This window comes from Reinekea forsetii, assembly GCF_002795845.1.
GTDB lineage: Bacteria > Pseudomonadota > Gammaproteobacteria > Pseudomonadales > Natronospirillaceae > Reinekea > Reinekea forsetii.
Map to the genome: position 1 here is coordinate 1,123,391 of NZ_CP011797.1, position 19,264 is coordinate 1,142,654.

Consider the following 19,264-nt stretch of genomic DNA (forward strand, 5'->3'; position numbering starts at 1 on the left):
GCTCGCAGCAATGACACAGGCGTTATACGACTTCCCCTCCTATTCACCCAGCTTTGGGTTGTCCAATGGACATGTTCAATCTATCCTGCCAACCCTCTTGCGTCAGGTAACGGTGCCTTTTGAGCGCAGTCGCTTGGAATTGGCCGATGGCGATTTTCTCTTGTTAGATATGCTCCGGCAACCGGCCTCGTCGGCCCCTTGGGTCATTCTCAGTCATGGTTTGGAAGGGTCCAGTCGTCGGCCCTATATGCAGGGCATGGCACGCGCCTTTCACGCCGCGGGCTGGCAGGTGCTGGCCTGGAATTTCCGCGGTTGTGGCGGCGAGCCGAACCGGTTACCGCGCTTCTATCACAGCGGCGCCATCGATGATCTAAAGGCTGTTATGATGGAACTGCTGAATCATCAACAGGCTGAGAAAATATTTTTAACCGGCTTTAGTATGGGTGGTAACCAGACGGTACTGGCTCTTGCTGAGCCGGATCTGCCGGATGAGGTGATCGGGGGTGTCGGTTTCAGCGTGCCGCTTGATTTGGCCAGCTGCGCCGGGCGACTGGCGCAACCGGCGCAACGCCTCTACATGCAACGATTCCTGCGCGATCTCAAGGTCAAAATCAGTGCCAAGGCGGAACGCTTCCCCGAACAAATATCCAGTGCCAATTTTGCCGACATTAAAAACTTCCGTGATTTTGACGACCGTTATACCGGCCCCTTGCATGGTTTCACCGGCGCGCAGGATTATTGGGCGCAGTGCTCCAGTCGCAACGCCTTGCCCGACCTACGGCGGCCGACCCTGATCATCAATGCGGCCGATGATCCCTTTTTAGGCCGCAACTGTTTTGACTGTCATTTAGGTGTCCGGTCGAGTCAGTTGTTTATGGAAATTCCGACCAGTGGTGGCCACGTCGGTTTTGTACGGTGGAAACTTAATAGCGAGCTGTGGTCTGAAAAACGGGCCCTGGTATTTGCCAACTATCTTTTGGAGCGAACTTGATCATGACTGCATTACTGCTTTATTGCCGACCGGGTTTCGAAAAAGAATGTCTGGCGGAAATCACCTACATGGCCGGCGAAAAGGGTTATTTCGGCTGGTCTAATCTGCTGATTAATTCCGGCTTTGTAATCTTCGAAACTGAAAACGCCGCAGAGGTTTACCCGCTCTGGCAGAAGTCGGTCTTTTGTCGTGAAGCCTGGCCCATCCATCATCGTTTAGAGGATCTGGATCCGAGCGATCGCTTGGGGCCGATTCAGCAAGCGGTCACCAGTCTGGTCAGCGAGACGGGTGTGCGCCTGTTTGGCAATGTATCGTGTGAATACGCTGAGGGTGACGATTTTCACTCGACCTCCCGCTTTGCCGGCAAGTTTGTCCACCCGGTTCGACAGGCCTTGCGCAACCAGGGGCTGTTGAGCAAAAAAGAAGACCCGAGCTTGCCGACACTACGGCTATTCTTTAAAGATTCCGCCCAGGTCCTGGTTGGTCTCGATGAGCCGCGTTTGCGCGCACCCTGGCCCATGGGCATCGCCCGACTCAGATTCCCCAGTGCCGCTCCGAGTCGCAGCACCCTCAAGCTTGAGGAGGCCTTTGCGGCCTTTCTCGGCCCGGAATGGCGAGCGCTCTTGGCTGATTGCCGTACCGGGGTCGATCTGGGCGCTGCGCCGGGCGGCTGGACCTGGCAATTGGTTAAGCAGGAGCTCTATGTCTACGCCGTCGATAACGGCTCGATGGACAAAACCCTAATGGCCTCAGGCCTGGTTGAGCATGTGCTGGCCGACGGCTTTACGTGGAAGCCGTTTAAGATGGTCGACTGGTTGGTCTGTGATATGGTCGAAAAGCCGGCCCGAGTGGCTCGGCTGATGTACGATTGGTTGGATGGACGGCATGCCAAATATGCCATCTTTAATCTTAAATTACCGATGAAAAAACGCTTTCATGAGTGGCAGGAAATTAAGGCTCAGCTCGACAGCCTGATCGCCGAAAATCACCCTAAAGCGGTTTTTAAAGCGCGCCAGCTGTATCATGACCGAGAGGAAATTACCGTTATGTTGGATCTAAGGAATCAAAACGGATGACCGAACAGCATGCCGATTGTGAACTCGACACCCGCGGTTTACGTTGCCCCGAGCCGGTGATGATGCTGCATCGGCAGCTGCGCAAGATGCAGGTAGGGGAGGTGGTGGCTTTATTGGCCACCGACCCAGCCACCTTGCGGGATGTACCGCAATTTTGTGAATTCCTGCCACATCGCCTAATTGCCTCGCTCAATCAGGACGATGACTATCGGTTTTGGATTGAGAAGGGCGAACGCCCTTAGGCGCCGCCAGTCAGCCGAGCAGACAAGTCTCCAGTCTAGGCCTTGAGCCGGTCGGTAATAGGGGTTGGCGGGTGACGGCTGATCAAGAAAAGTCGGATCAATAACCAAAACGCCGCATGAGATAGCCCCGCTATTAGCCCTATCCAAAAGCCAGGCGCGCCCATAGCGGGTACCAGCCAATCGCGAAATGCCAAAATATAGCCCAAGGGGATACCGATACCCCAAAACGATGACAGCATAATGTACATCGGGATACGGGTGTCCTTATAGCCGCGCAAGCCACTGATGCATACCACCTGTAAGACATCGGCGATCTGGAACATTGCGCCATAGCCTAGCAACAGTTCGGCCATCAACAGCACGTCGACCTCCGTGCTGTAAAGGCTCGCGATCGGCCTGGCGAAGCTGTACATCAGGGCCGCAAAGCAAAAAGAAATTGCCGTAACCATGATGATTGTACTGCGCGCGACCAAACGAGCGGTCTTGGGCTGTTCGGCACCGATCAAAAAAGAAATGCGTAGGGTGATTGCCAGTCCGATACTCATCGGCACCATAAAAAAGATGCTCACGACATTGAGCGCAATTTGATGGCCTGCTACGACATCCGTGCCCAGGGGGGCCAGCAATAGTGCAACCAACGAAAACATGGTGGCTTCGACAAATATCGTGAAGCCGATCGGTATGCCTAGGCCGAGTATTTGTCGGATAATGGCCAGGCTTGGTGCCATTCGGGCTTGCCAGAGGTGAAAATTCTCAAAGGCCGGCGCGACGTTAAGATACGCTAGCAGCAGCAACAGGCTGGCCCACTGGGCGATGGCCGTCGCCCACCCGCACCCGATGCCGCCCAGGGCCGGCATGCCCAGTTTGCCGTAAATAAGCACATAATTCAGTGGCGCGTTTATCAACACGGTTAGGATCGAAAACGCCATGAATATTTTGGTGTGTCCAAGGCCATCGGTCAAGCCGCGCAGCGACAGCAACAGCAAGATGGCCGGAATGCCAAGGGCGAAGGCCTTTAAATAGCCGGTGGTGATCCGGGCTGAGTTATCGCCCATCTGGATCAGCGCCAGCACCGGCTCGACATTGGTCAGTAGTAGTATGGCAATCAGGGCCGCGCCGAGCGAAATATAGGCCGCGTTCCAGGTCACCGGCATGATTTTATGGGGTTGGTTGGCGCCCCGATAGCCTGAAATAATCGGCTGAGTGGCATTTAGTAAACCGATCATGAAGAGCATGATCGGCAGCCACAGGCTGTTGCCAATGGCCACGCCGGTCAGGTCATCGGCACTGGCATGTCCCGCCATGATGGTATCGACCACGCCGTTGCTGATCTGCGCTAACTGGCCAATTAGGATCGGCGCGCCCAGTATCGTCAGGGTGAGCCATTCGCGTTTTATCCGAACCCCGAGCGGTTCATTCGCCTTGCCTATGGGCTGATGGTTTTCATCGATAATATCCAGGTTCATAGGCCTATTGGCTTGGCGCCAACCATAGAGGGAGAGGCATCTTAGCAAATAAACTCGTCGGGGCTTTCATTAATGAGTCATGACTTTGCGAAATCGGGTACAAAGACTGTTTTTAATTGGCCTTTGGAAGCCAAAGCCCGAACGACTCCGACCTCCTGGGCATGCCCTTAACGGTCCTTGGCTTCGTCTGGCATGGGGTCCGGCTTAATGTCGGACGCTTCGCTGGCATCCGGTTGGGCGTCAGCGGGGGGCTCGATCGGGCTGTCGGTCGGCGTGTTTTGTGCCGATTCCGACTCGGTGGCCTGCCAGCGAGCAAAGGCCTGGAGATCTTTGGCGACCTGGGTAAAGACCACACCAAGCACAAAGATATCGTCCAGATAGCCCAGCACTGGGATGAAGTCTGGAATAAGGTCGATTGGCGACAGCAAGTAAATTAAGCCTGCAATAATTGCGACGATGCTGGCGGTCGGTACCTCTTTGTAGTTGCCGGCGAGCCATTCTTTTACCAGGCTAATCATCAGCTTTAACTGTTCCCAAACCTCCTCTAAGGGCCTTTTGAGGCCTAAGGTTTTTTCCCATGCGCTTTCGGCGACTTTTTTGAGTTGCTCCGGATTGTCCATCATGGCCTCCGCCTTGTGTTTGACTTTATCGAATTGGGCTTTGATATTTTCCTCGTTTAACCTGTCTTTCATTTTGATCTCCATTTTGGTTATGCCTAGCAGTTGACTGCCACTTATCAGTCTAAGCATTATCCGTGCCTGGCCCCAAACCGCCGAGGACATGCGGTGGTTCGGGTTGATTGAGCAATAAAACCAAAACACTTAGCCAATTAGATCGATTGGCAAAATAATGCGGGTCTTAAAACTATCCGACGGCTTACAACGACCCTAGGCTGATGTATCTTGTATGGGTCGAATCGAGGAATAAACAATATGCCAAAGCACACAAAAATCGCCTTTATTGGCCTGGGCGTTATGGGCTTTCCCATGGCCGGTCACCTGTCTAAGGCTGAATTTTCGGTAACGGTTTATAACCGCAGCCCTGCCAAAGCCGAACTCTGGCAGCAGACCTATCGTGGCGAGCGCCAGAGCACACCCGGTTTGGCCGCCGCAGGCGCCGACATTGTGCTGGTATGCGTTGGCAATGATGAGGATGTCCGGTCTGTTTTCTATGGTGAAGAGGGAATCTTAGCGGTTATCCAGCCGGGGACCCTGGTTATCGACCACACCACCACCTCGGCGGATTTGGCGCGCGAATTGAGTCAGGCGGTGGCCGAACTGGGTGGCCAGTTCCTAGATGCGCCCGTGTCCGGGGGGCAAGCCGGTGCCGTCAATGGCCAGCTGTCGATTATGGCCGGTGGCACAGAGAGTGCTTTTGTGGCTGCGCTTCCGATCTTTGGCACCTACGGTAAGGGTTGGCAGTTACTCGGTCCGGCCGGGAGCGGACAGCTGTGCAAGATGGTCAATCAGCTCTGCATCGCCGGGATTCTGCAAGGTCTGTCCGAAGGTCTGGCCTTGGCCCTAGCATCCGGCCTCGATATCGGCACGGTGCAAAAGGTCTTGGCCGGTGGTGCCGCGCAAAGTTGGCAGCTGGAAAATCGGGCCCTAACGATGGCGCGCGGCGAGTATGATTTTGGCTTTGCCATTGATTGGATGGTCAAGGACTTAGGGTACTGTCTCGATGAGGCTGGTAGTAAAGGTTTGGCCTTACCCGTGGCCGCTCAGGTTCAGGGCTTTTACCAAGAGCTGCAGGCTGATGGCCAGAATCGCTGTGATACCTCAGCCCTGTTGAGTCGACTGGTTAAACCGTCCGAAAGCTAAGCAATAAGCGCCATTGGACGGTATGCGATCGCTCGTTGGGATGATGTGTGGCGATAGTCATGCACCGGCTCGGGATTATAGTTGGCGTGCCGCCCCGGTGCTCAAGCGGACACTCATTAGGAGTGTTTGTGGTCGGCCAAAATCTGCTGTCGTGATACGTTAAAAAATGAGCTACAATCCCCTGATCATGGCTCGGCAGCCGAGGTGTCCGAATCAAACCGACATCCGGCAGCCGACCATTGCTCTGAAGTTCTTTAAGCCAGAGCCCCAGAAAAGTACCAGACGTGTCTGGTTACATAATGAAACCAGGGTTTGGAGGCCGCGTGCCTTAACCCGTAATAGAGAATATGTGATTCTGTGACAAACCAAAATAAACGTTACCGTCGTCCAAGATGGCACATTGCTCAATTTAAAGTTGAAGAAGCTGCCGGAAAAGTAAGATTTCATGACCTCTTTTTACCCATCGCCCTGATGCGGGCAATCCAAGAAGTGGGTTACCAATACTGTAGTCCAATCCAAGCCATGACCCTGCCTTACGCTTTGGCCGGTTTTGATTGCATCGGTAAAGCCCAGACGGGAACGGGCAAGACCGCCGCCTTCCTGATCACGGCCATTACTGACTTATTGGAGCACCGTCTGGAAGAGCAATATCTGGGTGAGCCCCGTGCCTTGATTTTAGCGCCAACCCGCGAGCTGGCCCTGCAAATAGCAGAAGACGCCCAGCAGCTGACCAAATACAGCCGACTGAAAGTTGTTGCTGTGGTCGGTGGAATGGATTTCGAGAAGCAGCAGAAGCAGTTGGCTGAACAGCGTGTCGATATCATGGTAGCCACGCCCGGTCGGTTGATCGATTTCATGAACCGAAAGCTGGTGTTCTTAGATCAGATCGAGTTGCTGGTGATCGATGAAGCCGACCGTATGTTGGACATGGGTTTTATCCCCGATATTAAGACCATTGTTCGGGCCACACCGCGCACTGAGAATCGTCAGACGCTGATGTTTTCGGCCACCTTCTCCCAGGATATTTTGAACCTGGCTGAACGTTGGACTAATGAGCCGGTGCAGGTTGAAGTTGAACCCTTAACCAAGACCTCTGATGATGTAGAGCAGCATGTCTATATTATTTCCGCCGATGAGAAATACCAGGTGTTACGGCGCATTTTACGCCGCCCGGAAGCCGACCGAGTGTTGGTCTTCGCCAATCGCAAAGATATAGTGCGCGATCTGTCTGAAAATCTTAAGAAAGACGGTATCGAGTGTGAAGTATTGTCCGGTGATGTCCCGCAGAATAAGCGGATACGCACCCTGGACGGCTTTAAAGAAGGTAAGTTCGAAGTCCTGGTCGCAACCGATGTTGCTGGTCGTGGCATTCATATCGATGGCGTGTCGCACGTGATTAACTACACTCTGCCGGAAGATGCCGAAGACTACGTACACCGCATTGGCCGCACCGGTCGTGCCGGTAAGAAGGGCGTATCGATCAGCTTTGCCTGTGAAGACGATTCGTTTCTGATTCCAGCCATCGAAGAGTACGTCAAGGCTAAAATCGATGTCGAAATGCTGCCAGAACATCTGCGCACGGATGAGATTGTTGACGCCGCCGTTGAGGTAGATAGCAACGTCGACAGCGCGCTTGAAGAAGATTCGCCAAGTGTCACGCCGGTGCAGACCAAGGTTGAAGACCTAGACGATGAAGACGACGACAGTCACAAGCCGGTTGGTGAAGTAACTGCGGTGAATGTTGATCAGACTGAGGCGGGCCCGGAAATTACCGTCGATGTCGACTTCAATGATCCGGATGACGAAGATGACTTTGACGGTGATAACATTGGCAATGTTGCCATCGAAGCCGACGCGCCAAAGAGCTAAACTATGCCGACCTTGCGTATTGTGGCAGATGAAAATATGCCCAATGTCGAGGCCTGGCTGGCGGGTAGGGTGCAAACCATTGTCCGTCAAGCAGGCCGAACGCTAGGTTCGGCCGACCTGCTCGGGGCCGACGTACTGTTAGTGCGCTCGGTCACCCAGGTCAACCAAGCCCTGCTCCAGAATACCCCCATCCGTTTTGTCGGCAGTGCCACCATCGGCACCGACCATATCGATCTCGACTATCTGCACCAACACCAGATCCCCTTTGCCTTTGCTCCAGGCTGTAACGCTCAATCGGTTGCCGATTGGTTGCTGAGCATATTGTCTCGTTTGCATCTGGACCGTGAGCTCTGCTGGTGGCAACACACCATCGGTGTGGTGGGTGTTGGCAATGTCGGCAGCGTGGTGGTCGACCGTTTGCGCCAACTGGGTGTTTCGGTGCGGGTCTGCGACCCGGCCAAGCACCAACAGGGCCTGCTGCCTGACCATCTGGAATTGCCCGAACTGCTCGCGGCGTGCGATATTGTTTGTCTGCATACCCCCCATACCCGCTCGGGCCCGAATCCGACACACCAGCTGTTCGACCAAGCCCTGTTGGCTCAGATGCGGCCGGGTGCTTGGCTGATCAATGCCGGACGCGGGCCCGTAGTAGTCGAAGACGCCTTATTGGAGCGGTTGTCTGCGGGTCAGCTCAACGCTGTCCTCGATGTCTGGCCGAACGAACCCCAAGTGGCGCAAAGCCTGCTTTCTGAGGTCGCCCTTGCATCGCCGCACGTAGCCGGTTACAGCCTGGAGGGGCGGGCAAATGGGACCGCGATGATCGCCCATCAGCTAGCCCAGTGGGCCGGTTTGAGTCTGTCCGACGAGGTGCCCAGACCGCCGGTGGCGCCCCTAAATGCCGATCTCTACTATCATGAGGATATCCGGCAGTGGGCCAGCGCATTGGTTTTGGCGGTATATGACCCGGCACGCGATAGCGTGACCATGGCCTGTTCTGTCGTGAACGATCACCTTGATGGGCAGATGTTTGATCGCTTACGTAAGGCGTATCCGACTCGGCGCGAGCTGGCCTCGGTACCCATTGCCCAGGCACCGCCGCAGTTGCGGGATTGGCTCGTCTGCTTGGGCTTTAACGACTTCATTTGAGCCCCGCCTTTGCAGCGAAGTGCCCTGGCCTTCCAGTCTTGCTGCCGTGTGCACGGCACTGTTTAGGTCAGATCATTGAGACCTGTGCTAACAGGCAAATTAAGCAGGGCTCAGTCTTGGCGATAGGCACTGAAAAAACGCGCCATACGTTCGGTCGCTTCCATCAATACGTCTTTCGGCGGCAAAAATACCATACGGAAGTGATCGACATCGGGATAGTTAAAACCGCGCCCGTGCACCACCAGAATTTTTTCCTGGCGTAACAGATCTAAGGCCATCTGTTCGTCATTGGACAAACCAAATTTGCGTTTGTCCATTTTCACAAAGAGATAGAGCGCGCCCTTAGGGTTGACCACCGATAAGCCAGGAATGGCATTGATCGCAGCAACCGATTGATTGCGCTGTTCATACATTCGGCCACCGGGCGCGGTCAAGTCGTTGATTGTTTGATAACCCCCGAGTGAGGTCTGGATGGCGTATTGCGCCGGAACATTAGGGCATAAACGCATGCTGGAAAGCATATTGAAGCCTTGGATAAGATCCTTGGCCATGTGTTTGGGTCCGGAGATCAGCATCCAGCCGGAGCGCCAACCACACAAACGATAGGCCTTTGACAGGCCATTGAAGGTCAGCGTCAGGACATCATGCGAGAGCGCGGCGAGGCAATGGTGCACGGCGCCATCATAGAGAATCTTGTCATAGATTTCGTCGGCCAGAATGATCAGGTCGTGTTGGCGAGCCAGTTCAACGATCTCAAGTAATAGGGCCTTGGAGTAGACCGCTCCGGTTGGGTTGTTCGGGTTGATCACCACGATAGCCCGGGTGCGGCTGTTAATCTTGGCTTTGATATCCTCTATATCGGGAAACCAGTCGGCCTGTTCGTCACAGCGATAGTGCACCGCCTTGCCGCCGCCTAGGGTCACAGCGCCGGTCCAGAGCGGGTAATCGGGTGCTGGTACGAGCACCTCATCGCCGGTGTTAACGATCGCGGTACAGGCTAGGTGAATCAATTCACTGGCACCGTTACCCAAATAGACGTCATCGACCTCAACATTGTGAACCCGCTGTTGCTGATAATATTGCATAACGGCTTTACGGGCCGAATAGATGCCCTTTGACTCAGAGTAACCCTCAGAATGCGGCAGATTTTTGATCACATCCTGAATGATCTCATCGGGCGCATCAAAGCCAAACGGCTTCGGGTTGCCGATATTCAACTTAAGAATGCGCTGGCCCTCGTCTTCCATGCGGGAGGCTTCATCGAGAACTGGGCCACGAATTTCATAGAAGATATTCGCCAGCTTGTCCGATTTTTTAATTTCCTTCATAGATTACTCTTCGCCAGGGTTGATCGGTGTATCGGTTGTCCGGTCCGCACAGCGAACCTCGATTGCAGTGGACTCCCGACCGGATAGGTCGATGCCAGAAAGGGAAAACAATTGGCACCTGAGCCCAATCCAGATAGTCTCCCCCCGAGTATAAAGACTCGGTGATTTAAATCCTATGGGAGATGTTCAGTGACCGACAAAATAATCAAAACGCCGGAGCAATGGCAGCAAAGTCTAACCGACGAGCAATTTCGAGTAACCCGGCAGGCCCACACCGAACGACCGTTCACCGGTATTTATTGGGATGAAACCAGTGCCGGCAGCTACCGCTGTATCTGTTGTAAAACGCCTCTCTTTAGTTCAGAGACCAAGTTTGACGCAGGCTGTGGCTGGCCGAGTTTTTACGCGTCAGTTGATAAGGCTGCCGTGCTCGAGAAACGCGATATCAGCCATGGCATGGTCCGCACCGAAGTAGTATGCGCCCAGTGCGATGCGCACCTGGGGCACCTGTTTGATGACGGTCCCGAGCCCAGTGGTTTGCGCTACTGCATTAACTCGGCCTCATTGGATTTGGCGAAAGAGACGCTATGACCTTCGAAGATTACTGGCACCAAGCACTCAACCATTACCAAAACGAGGCGCATATTCGCGCTCGATTTCCGCGTTTGCGCACTGCCGCAGAGCTGCGTAGCGTCACTGACGATCGCTATTTGAGTGCCATCAGCCAACGAGTGTTTCGCGCCGGTATGCGCCATTCGGTGGTTGATAGCCGCTGGCCGGCCTTCGAGGAACACTTTTGGGGCTTCGATCCGCGCGCCTGTCAATTAATCGATGACGCCCGTTTTGAGCAACTGATGCTAAACGCAGCGTTGATTCGTCACTGGCGCAAGATGAAAACCATACCCATCAATGCCCAGATGGTCAGCGACATCAGTCGTGAGTTCGGCTCCTTCGGAGACTTTATTGCGCAATGGCCGAGTGACGATATAGTCAGTTTATGGCTACTGTTCAAGAAGCGCGGCGCTTTTCTCGGTGGCGATGGCGGCGCTCGGGTGCTGCGAATGTTTGGCAAAGACACCTTCGTGCTGAGCAACGATGTGGTTCGGGTTTTAGTGAACGAGGGCGTGGTGTCAGCCAAGCCGACCGGGTTACGTGATTTGCACCGAGTGCAGGCATACTTTAACGACCTGCAGGAACAGTCCGGTTTACCTCTGTCAGCGGTCAGCACGGTGCTCGCGATGTCGATTGGCCCCTAAGGGGCCAATCGCTCGGCTAAGAGCTGGCCATGTTGAACGCGTCGCCGTTAGGCGTTGTTTAAGAGCAAAAATTCCAGCAAGGCCTTCTGCGCATGCAGTCGATTGCCGGCCTGTTCAAACACCCTAGAGCGCGGGTCATCGAGCATATCTTCACTTACCTCTTCACCGCGGTGAGCCGGCAGGCAGTGTAGAAATATCGCCTCGGCATCGGCCGTGTCGAGCAGGGCAGGGGACACCTGATAATCGGCGAAGGCTTGGCGTCTGAGTTTGGTTTCTTCTTCCTGGCCCATGCTGGCCCAAACATCGGTGGTAACCAGGTGGGCACCTCGGCACGCCTCACCGGCGGAGCGATACAGGGTGACGCGCTGACCGGCTTGGGCAAGCAAGGCCGCCATCGGCTCGTAACCCTCCGGGCATGCTATGTTGAGCTTAAAATCAAACAACATCGCCGCGTTAATGTAGCTGTTGCACATATTATTGCCGTCGCCAATCCAGGTTACGGTTTTGCCCGCAATAGAGCCTCGTGCCTCTATATAGGCTTGCATATCGGCGAGCAACTGACAGGGATGGTAATCGTCGGTCAGGGCATTGATCACCGGCACCGAGCTGTATTGCGCAAAGGTGGCGATCTTAGAGTGTTCAAAGGTCCGCACCATGACCGCATCGACCATTTCGGACAGAACGCGCGCGCTGTCTTCAATCGGTTCGCCCCGACCCAACTGGGTGTCGCGCGGCGACAGGAAAATGGCCGTGCCGCCCAGTTGATTCATGCCGGCTTCAAATGACACTCGAGTGCGAGTTGACGATTTTTCGAAAATCATCGCCAACACCCGGCCCTTAAGAGGCTCATAGACAGTCCGGTTCTTATGCATCTGTTTCAATTCAGAGGCGCGTGCGATGATTTGCAGCGCTTCGCTCTGACTTAAATCATTTAGGGTGAGGAAGTGACGGACTGACATGGTAGCTGGCTCCAGTATGAGCGGGTAATCCAATAGGCTATCATGGCTTTTGAGCCGCATCAATGCTGGTTTGCTGCGATTTTGGCGACACTGGCTGGCAGTATCCGCAACACCGGGGCTGCCCTCAGAATCGCGTGGCCTGGAGAGTGTTTCGTGGCCAAATCGACCTGAGGCCTATTTGTCGATAACCGTTAGGGCAGGGCTGGTGGTCTGAACTTAAATCGGTACAATGGGGCGCAGATATCTGACTAGATTGGTAGGTTATATGAGCGACACCTTAGAAAACATCAAAGAACAAATTAGTAGCAATGCAGTGCTTCTCTATATGAAGGGCAATCCTAACCAGCCAATGTGCGGTTTTTCGGCTAAAACGGTGCAAGCTGTCATGTCTTGCGGTGAACGATTTGCCTATATCGACATTTTGCAGCATCCCGATATTCGGGCTGAGTTGCCGAAGTTTGCCAACTGGCCGACCTTTCCTCAGTTGTGGGTCAAGGGCGAATTAATTGGCGGGTGCGATATAGTGACCGAAATGTCCGAAAGCGGCGAACTTGAGACTTTGATCAAAGCGTCGTCGGCCCCTGCCGAGTAAAGGCAGGTCCTGACCCGCTCAATAGATTGATTAAGCAAACCCTTTGCCGAGCAGTCTGCAAAGGGTTTTTTAGTTTTTGTCGCCCATAACAGCCGACGCTATGGCGGTCGGTTCATTCCGAACGGTGGTGTAAAGCCTCTATGATAAGCCTAAGCGATGACCAGCTGTTACGTTATGCCCGCAACATACTCTTGCCCGAGGTCGACGTCGCCGGACAGGCCCGCCTATTGGCCAGTCATGTCGCGGTAATCGGCGTCGGCGGCCTCGGCAGCCCGGTGGTTCAATATTTGGCCGCCGCCGGTATCGGTCAGCTATCCTTGGTTGACGACGATCTTGTTGAGGTAACCAACCTGCAGCGGCAAATTATCCATGATACGACTCAGCTCGGAGTCGCCAAGGTCACCAGCGCCGAGGATTATATTCATCGCCTCAACCCGGAGGTTCAAGTAACCGCCTACGCTGAGCGCCTAACCGCGGTCAATTGCGCCGCAATGCTCGCGAATGTCGATCTAGTGGTTATCGGGACCGATAACTTTGCCAGTCGTTATCTGGTTAATGCCTTTTGTCAACGCGAGCAGATCCCCCTGATAAGCGGGGCTGCCATCGGTACCAGCGGTCAGGTGAGCAGTTTTGACTTTGCCCGCCAGGCCAGCCCCTGTTTTGAATGCCTTTATCCCAAAGGCCAAGATGAGCACCTGAGCTGCGCCAGTGCCGGCGTACTAGGGCCGGTCGTGGGTACCATCGGCTCTATTATGGCGTTGGAGACCATAAAAATCCTCCTCAACCTTGGTCGCCCGTTGTTTGGCAGGCTGTTGAGCTGGGACGCTCGCGAGATGGATTGGCAAACCTTTAACCACGCCCGGGCAATCGATTGCCCAAGCTGTAACGAGACCCCGGTATGAATTCGGATCAGAACCAACGCGAAAACTTCTTGTTATTGATTGCCTTTGCCATGCCTATCGCGTTTTCGGCCTGGATGGCCCTACTCAATAACTTCACCATCGAGATGGCCCAATTTACCGGTAAGGAAATTGGCGTTTTGCAGAGCCTGCGTGAGGTGCCTGGTTTTCTCGCCTTCACGGCTGTGTTCATTCTCTGGTATATCCACGAGCAGCGCTTTGCCGTAATGGCTCTATTTACGCTCGCCATCGGTGTGTTCCTGACCGGGTTTTTTCCGTCCACGCTCGGGCTCTATTTGACCACGGTGCTGATGTCGATTGGCTTCCATTATTTGGAAACCCTCAATCAATCGCTCACCCTGCAATGGTTGCCCAAGGAACGGGCCGCCGAATTTATGGGTCGGGCCCTGTCGGTTAAGGCTGTGGCCGCTGTAGCCGCCTTTGGCGGTATCTGGCTGAGCATCGACTATTTTGCCTTGCCGTATCGCTATGTTTATGGTCTGTTTGGCGGACTAACGTTAATTCTTGTGCTCTATATGGCGTTGCGATTCCCCTTGTTCCCCGCCAAGACGCCCCAGAATAAACATTTGGTACTGCGCAAACGCTATTGGCTCTTTTATCTGCTTACTTTTTTGAGCGGGGCACGTCGGCAAATCTTTGTGGTTTTTGCCGGCTTCCTGATGGTGGAGAAATTTGGTTACAGTGCCGGGCAGATTGCCCTGCTGCTGCTAATAAATTATTTTTTCAATATGTTTTTTGCGCGTAAAATCGGTGCCTGGATCGGTCGGATTGGCGAGCGCAAGGCCCTAACCTTAGAATACCTCGGTTTGACGCTGGTGTTTTGCGGCTATGCGCTGGTCGAAAATCCTTGGTTCGCCGCGAGCCTGTATATTGTCGACCATTTGTTTTTCGCTATGGCCATTGCCATCAAAACCTATTTTCAAAAGATAGCCGACCCTAAGGATATGGCCTCCAGTGCCGGTGTGTCATTCACCATCAACCATATAGCTGCCGTGGCCTTGCCGGCCATGTTGGGCCTGGTCTGGTTAGTATCCCCGGAGTTGGTATTTTACGTGGGTGCCGGTCTGGCCCTGGTTTCGCTGATCTGCAGCCAATGGATACCCAACCTGCCGCAACCGGGTTACGAGACAACCCGAACGCGAATTCGACCATTGCCCGGCGAAGCTATTTAAAGGAGTAAGTTTGTGACCGATATGAATTTGAGTCATCATTTTTTAATCGCGATGCCCTCGATGGCCGATCCGGAGTTTGCTGGCACCGTCAGCTATATTCTGCAGCACGATGCGCAGGGCGCCATGGGGGTTATTATCAATCGCCCTAGCTCCTATCGTCTGGCCGAAATTTGCGAGTCTGCAAGCATTAGCCCGGTCGATGCGCTCACCGGCGAACATGGTGTGCATCTTGGCGGACCGGTGAGTTCCGAACAGGGCTTCGTCTTGCATCGACTGTCGGAACGAGTCTGGCAGGGTTCAGTGGATAACGGCAATCTGGGTCTCACGACCAGTACGGATATACTGCAAGCTCTGGCCCAAGGAGAAGGACCGAGCGATTATATTTTTTGCCTAGGTTACTCCGGTTGGTCCGAAGGCCAATTGGAGGAAGAACTCAAACAGAATGCTTGGCTGACGGTCGCCGCGGACAACGATATTATTTTTGCCGCCGAGGACGCGAGCAAATACCAACGGGCTCTGACCCTACTCGGCATCGATATCGCAGCCCTGTCCGGCCACGGCGGCCAAGCCTAGGCGTTACCCGCAATATAGTCCCAAATCTATAGTTCTCCATTACCCGCTAAATCCTTCTTTTAACATCCAGACAGCTTGTTATCGTTTGATCCTAATAACCGGAAGGATAGGTTGATGGCTTTGCTCGCTGCCTGTGCACGAGCAACCGTTCTATCCTCCGGTTACGCGCAATGAATTGCCATTATTAATCGCAATCAGTGTGATATGTATCCGTTATTATTAAGGATAATTAATTTTTTCTATAAAATATTAGGTGAAACATGGACGTATTTAGAAGCATTATCCAGGCGACCCTGCTAGTTTCATGCGCCCTCGGCGCAACCGCAAACGCTCAATCCTACCCCGACTGCAGCAATGGAACCGCCTTAGACGGCACCGGCTATGGTTGGCAAAACAACCAATCCTGCTTCCGCTACCCCGACTGCAGCAACGCTTCGGCCGATCCTGACGGTGATGGCTGGGGCTGGCAAGATGCCAATGTATGTGTGATGCATCACAGTTGCAGCGCACAATCGGCCGATCCGGACGGTGACGGCTGGGGCTGGGAAGATAACACCACCTGCTCAGCCAACAGCAGCGGGGCTGCCAGTGGACTGGCCAACGGGTCTGCCAACCAAACCACACAGGATATTTATCGCTACCTGCAAAACCTCCCCAACAAGAGTACCAATCGCGTTCTTTCTGGCGCATTTGGCGGTTATTCGGGTATATCCGGTGGCAGTGCCTTTAGCCTGGCAGAGTCCGATAAGATTAAGGCGTGGACCGGTCAACGACCGGCGATTTACGCTTGCGATTATGCCCGAGGCTGGGATCGTGCCAACCGGGTCGCCGATCTGATTAACTATGACTGCAACGCGACGCTGAAAAATTTATTTAACAATCAAGGCGGATTGGTGCAAATCAGCAACCACTTGCCGAGCCCGATTCCCACCAATGGCGGTGGGTTAAAGAACCCTATCGCTAATTGGCAGTATGCGAAAATATTTCAACAGGGTCATGATATTCGTAAGCGATGGTTTCAAATACTGAACAAGGTTGCCGATGGTCTAGAGGACCTGCAGAATTCTGGCGTCACGGTCATCTATCGGCCCTTGCACGAAATGACGGGTGAATGGTTCTGGTGGGGCGCAAGCGGCTACAACACTAATGATGCTGTGCGTCATGCGCTCTATAAAAGATTATGGATCGAAATGTACCATTACTTTACCCAGGATAGAGGTTTAAATAACCTCATCTGGGTCTACTCACCCGATGCCAATCGCGACTATAAGATGAGCTTTTATCCGGGGGATGACTATGTCGATGTGGTCGGCCTAGATGCCTATAACCTGAGCATTTGGGATGCCAAGGTGCAACGCGGATATGACGAGCTGTCAGAGGTGAACAAGCCCTTTGTGTTTGCTGAGATCGGGCCGAGCCAGGCTGTTTTTGACGCGCACGGAAAGTATGATTTCGAACAATTTATCAATGCCCTACACAGTAACTTCCCTAAGACATCATACTTCATACCCTGGAATGATGCCTGGAGCCCGACGGCCAATGCCAATGCCTGGAGTCTCTACAACGATCCTTGGACGGTCAACCTCGGTGAGTTGGCTTATTGACCAACGCACTCATTAACGCCGGGCGAGTGGACAGACCTCACCCTGTCCTAACCGCGCCATGCCACCAATGAGGTCTCGTTGGTCAGCGCCCTGAAATCCAACAGGCTTCATATTAGGCTATTTTTGCCCGTTGTGGCCCCTGTGTCGGGCGCCTAATATGCTTGCTGACGTCAAACGGTAATGAATCGGGACGGCCCTGAGTCAGCAGGGTGCCGTCCTAGGTTGTCGAGTTGACGTCTGTGCGCCGAGCTTTAGGCGAACGTGAATAGACGCTAGGCAAAGGATAGGCGGAGTTTGTGTGTGCCTAACCCTAAGGCCCATGCTCTGAAGTCCGTTCGCCGCAGCTGGGCAACAGCAACATTAACTGGACTAGAGGGCCGTTATGGTTTGTTGATTGTTAAATAGTAGCCTTGCAAGCTGACGGAAGGTTTGGCAATCCCCGTAGTGATAAATGGTCCCTGACGTGTCACCCATCATTGACGCCTTGGGGGTGTTAGCATGAAAAATTTTCTTTTAATCTTGGCTTTTTTAACCGGCCTGTTCTCGACATCGATGGCCTGGGCCGACGCCGAAGTGAACTTGGTCAGTGCCATGAGTCGAGTCTATTCCTATCGTGGTTTAGGTGGTCAGGAAGCGCGCTTTGTTATCAAGGTCGACAACCTCGCACCGAATAAGACCGTTAACCTTTATTATCAGGCGCACGACGGGCAGTGGCGCGACTTGCTGGCTAACTATCTCGGTGTGGCCGGCGACGGCCGGGAGGTTTGGCAAGCGTCGATGACCCTATGCACCGTAGTCGACAGTTGGCGCTGCGATGAAATTACCGCAACCGACCTGAACTTTGCCGTGCGGGTAGAGGCCAACGACCAAATATTTTGGGACAATAACCAGCAACAAAATTTCCACTTGGGGATGAACGATGGCTATATGCTCGCACCCAATTATCAGGTGTTGATTAACGATAAGGGCGAGATTCGTTGCGATACCCAGATGGATCGTTGTGATCTGTCCGGCGGTCGTATCCTACTGCAAAATTTGGCACCCCTGAAGACCGTCACCTTGGTTTACTCCCTGGACGACTGGCAAACTACGGCGCAGGTCTCTGCTGAATTTATCGATACCACTGGGTCTCACCCGTTAAGCCGCTTCACCAATCCAGGTGTCCAGGGCGGTGAATTGTGGCGCTTTTCAATTCTTGGCTTGCCAGCAAATGCCGACGATCTAAAGTACTTTGTTAAATATGATTTTGGCGGACCGGTGGCGGTAGACAATAATTATGCCCAGAATTATCGTCTGGGCATACCCGACTTTCCCGCAGTCTATCTTCGCGGCACCCACAACGACTGGAATGTCGAGAGCGGCTATCAGTCCATGCAGAAATTCACCAATTACGCAGGCGACTCTTACTGGCAAAACACCATTGAATTCAGCGGCCACTCTCCAAGCGAGCGGTTTAAGTTCGATATCGATCCGGTCGATAATCCCTGGCTGTGGAACTACGGCGATTCTGATAATGACGGTCGCAACTGGCAGGGCATTGCCGAACCCGACGGTGGCGATATTAAAATCTTGGGCGGACCCGGTTATTATCGGGTGAGCTTCTATGATGACAGTCATGCCTATCAGGTCGAGAAACTCAGTTTTGGACCCTTTCCCGCCGCGCGAACGTTAGTCTTTATTCAGGCCGAAAATCCCGATGATGAGCCGACCTTTTTGCGCGGCGGCATTGACTGGGGCTATTCCCAAACTGTTCGAGGGGTCGACTGTGGCGCCAGTGAGGCAGCCAAGTGGGACTGCGCCATTCCGATGCGCCATCGACTGGGACGGGACGATCCAGCGCGCAGCAACGATTGGTACCTCGACTGGCACGGCGCTGAGGACCAACAGGGCGAAGTGATTGGCAGCCCGATGATCTGGACAACCAACGATGCCGACTTTGGCAAAACGATTATCGACGACGGCTATGGCTATACTCCGCTGAATCTTTGGGGTGATAATTACTGGCTGTTGGATGCCGAGGTCTATTGCAACGGTGTTGCAGTGGTCGACGAACTGGGCCAACATTGGTTTGAATTGAAATCCTACAATGGTGATGGTCTTGGATGGGAAGGTGATATCCAGCAAGCCAACACACCTTACGTGTCGAACAATCACTTTGCCCAGTGTGGTAAGACCAATGTCTTTAAACGCAATCAGAACGGAGCCCTAATTTATCAACTCTATCCCTGATCCGTCGCACTTTGGGCCTGT

18 protein-coding genes are annotated in these 19,264 nt (G+C 53.7%); 14 read left to right on the forward strand and 4 right to left on the reverse strand.

Annotation, left to right across the window (positions count from 1 at the left end; all coding sequences use genetic code 11):
* Positions 1 to 10 precede the first annotated feature (10 nt).
* Genes REIFOR_RS05265 through tusA form a run of 3 tightly spaced genes read left to right on the forward strand, consistent with a single transcriptional unit; the run spans position 11 to position 2,309 of the window.
* Positions 11 to 991 carry a YheT family hydrolase gene (locus tag REIFOR_RS05265; protein WP_100256562.1) on the forward strand — a complete coding sequence of 327 codons (981 nt, stop codon included), beginning with the start codon at positions 11 to 13 and terminating at the stop codon, positions 989 to 991.
* Positions 992 to 993: 2 nt separating this feature from the next.
* Positions 994 to 2,067, forward strand: coding sequence for a 23S rRNA (cytidine(2498)-2'-O)-methyltransferase RlmM (gene rlmM / locus REIFOR_RS05270; protein ID WP_100256563.1), 1,074 nt, complete (start codon positions 994 to 996; stop codon positions 2,065 to 2,067).
* Positions 2,064 to 2,309, forward strand: coding sequence for a sulfurtransferase TusA (gene tusA / locus REIFOR_RS05275; RefSeq protein ID WP_100256564.1), 246 nt, complete (start codon positions 2,064 to 2,066; stop codon positions 2,307 to 2,309). The genes rlmM and tusA overlap by 4 nt, the downstream gene beginning before the upstream one ends.
* Before the next feature lie 35 nt (positions 2,310 to 2,344).
* Here the strand turns inward: tusA and REIFOR_RS05280 are convergent, their stop codons facing one another.
* Positions 2,345 to 3,775 (reverse strand): MATE family efflux transporter, encoded by a 1,431-nt coding sequence (locus tag REIFOR_RS05280; RefSeq protein ID WP_227003768.1) that lies wholly within the window; start codon positions 3,773 to 3,775, stop codon positions 2,345 to 2,347.
* A gap of 167 nt (positions 3,776 to 3,942) precedes the next feature.
* A complete protein-coding gene (locus REIFOR_RS17160) occupies positions 3,943 to 4,467 on the reverse strand; it encodes a YkvA family protein (RefSeq protein ID WP_405124669.1) in 525 nt (174 codons plus the stop codon).
* Between the two features lie 240 nt (positions 4,468 to 4,707).
* Between REIFOR_RS17160 and REIFOR_RS05290 the strand changes: the two genes are divergently transcribed.
* The 3 genes from REIFOR_RS05290 to REIFOR_RS05300 all read left to right on the forward strand — a co-directional run bounded on the left by REIFOR_RS05290 (position 4,708) and on the right by REIFOR_RS05300 (position 8,610).
* The gene (locus REIFOR_RS05290) at positions 4,708 to 5,595 is read left to right on the forward strand and encodes an NAD(P)-dependent oxidoreductase (protein WP_100256566.1); all 888 of its coding nucleotides are present in this window, start codon (positions 4,708 to 4,710) and stop codon (positions 5,593 to 5,595) included.
* 357 nt (positions 5,596 to 5,952) lie between these two features.
* Positions 5,953 to 7,464, forward strand: coding sequence for an ATP-dependent RNA helicase RhlB (gene rhlB / locus REIFOR_RS05295; RefSeq protein WP_100256567.1), 1,512 nt, complete (start codon positions 5,953 to 5,955; stop codon positions 7,462 to 7,464).
* Positions 7,465 to 7,467: 3 nt separating this feature from the next.
* A complete protein-coding gene (locus tag REIFOR_RS05300; RefSeq protein ID WP_100256568.1) occupies positions 7,468 to 8,610 on the forward strand; it encodes a 4-phosphoerythronate dehydrogenase in 1,143 nt (380 codons plus the stop codon).
* Between the two features lie 110 nt (positions 8,611 to 8,720).
* On the opposite strand, the gene REIFOR_RS05305 is transcribed toward REIFOR_RS05300, so the two are convergent.
* Positions 8,721 to 9,938 carry a pyridoxal phosphate-dependent aminotransferase gene (locus tag REIFOR_RS05305; RefSeq protein ID WP_100256569.1) on the reverse strand — a complete coding sequence of 406 codons (1,218 nt, stop codon included), beginning with the start codon at positions 9,936 to 9,938 and terminating at the stop codon, positions 8,721 to 8,723.
* Positions 9,939 to 10,127: 189 nt separating this feature from the next.
* Here REIFOR_RS05305 and msrB point away from each other — a divergent pair, with 189 nt between their 5' ends.
* Positions 10,128 to 10,529: a peptide-methionine (R)-S-oxide reductase MsrB gene (gene msrB, locus REIFOR_RS05310; RefSeq protein ID WP_100256570.1), complete on the forward strand. Its 402-nt coding sequence runs from the start codon at positions 10,128 to 10,130 to the stop codon at positions 10,527 to 10,529.
* Entirely contained in the window at positions 10,526 to 11,194 is a 669-nt protein-coding gene (locus REIFOR_RS05315) for a DNA-3-methyladenine glycosylase I (RefSeq protein ID WP_100256571.1), read from the forward strand. Before msrB ends, REIFOR_RS05315 begins: the two co-directional genes overlap by 4 nt.
* Positions 11,195 to 11,241: 47 nt before the next feature.
* Here the strand turns inward: REIFOR_RS05315 and argF are convergent, their stop codons facing one another.
* Positions 11,242 to 12,153, reverse strand: a complete 912-nt coding sequence (gene argF, locus REIFOR_RS05320) for an ornithine carbamoyltransferase (RefSeq protein WP_100256572.1) — start codon at positions 12,151 to 12,153, stop codon at positions 11,242 to 11,244.
* A gap of 265 nt (positions 12,154 to 12,418) precedes the next feature.
* Between argF and grxD the strand changes: the two genes are divergently transcribed.
* From grxD to REIFOR_RS05350, 6 genes are all read left to right on the forward strand, one after another.
* On the forward strand, positions 12,419 to 12,745 hold the full coding sequence (grxD, locus tag REIFOR_RS05325) for a Grx4 family monothiol glutaredoxin (protein WP_100256573.1): 327 nt from the start codon (positions 12,419 to 12,421) through the stop codon (positions 12,743 to 12,745).
* A gap of 140 nt (positions 12,746 to 12,885) precedes the next feature.
* The gene (locus tag REIFOR_RS05330) at positions 12,886 to 13,647 is read left to right on the forward strand and encodes a HesA/MoeB/ThiF family protein (protein ID WP_100256574.1); all 762 of its coding nucleotides are present in this window, start codon (positions 12,886 to 12,888) and stop codon (positions 13,645 to 13,647) included.
* Positions 13,644 to 14,837, forward strand: a complete 1,194-nt coding sequence (locus REIFOR_RS05335; protein WP_100256575.1) for an MFS transporter — start codon at positions 13,644 to 13,646, stop codon at positions 14,835 to 14,837. The genes REIFOR_RS05330 and REIFOR_RS05335 overlap by 4 nt, the downstream gene beginning before the upstream one ends.
* A gap of 21 nt (positions 14,838 to 14,858) precedes the next feature.
* Entirely contained in the window at positions 14,859 to 15,410 is a 552-nt protein-coding gene (locus REIFOR_RS05340) for a YqgE/AlgH family protein (RefSeq protein WP_100258706.1), read from the forward strand.
* 260 nt (positions 15,411 to 15,670) lie between these two features.
* A complete protein-coding gene (locus tag REIFOR_RS05345) occupies positions 15,671 to 17,014 on the forward strand; it encodes a glycosyl hydrolase (RefSeq protein WP_100256576.1) in 1,344 nt (447 codons plus the stop codon).
* A 498-nt stretch (positions 17,015 to 17,512) separates the two neighbouring features.
* The gene (locus REIFOR_RS05350) at positions 17,513 to 19,243 is read left to right on the forward strand and encodes a hypothetical protein (protein ID WP_100256577.1); all 1,731 of its coding nucleotides are present in this window, start codon (positions 17,513 to 17,515) and stop codon (positions 19,241 to 19,243) included.
* The last annotated feature ends 21 nt before the right edge of the window (positions 19,244 to 19,264 follow it).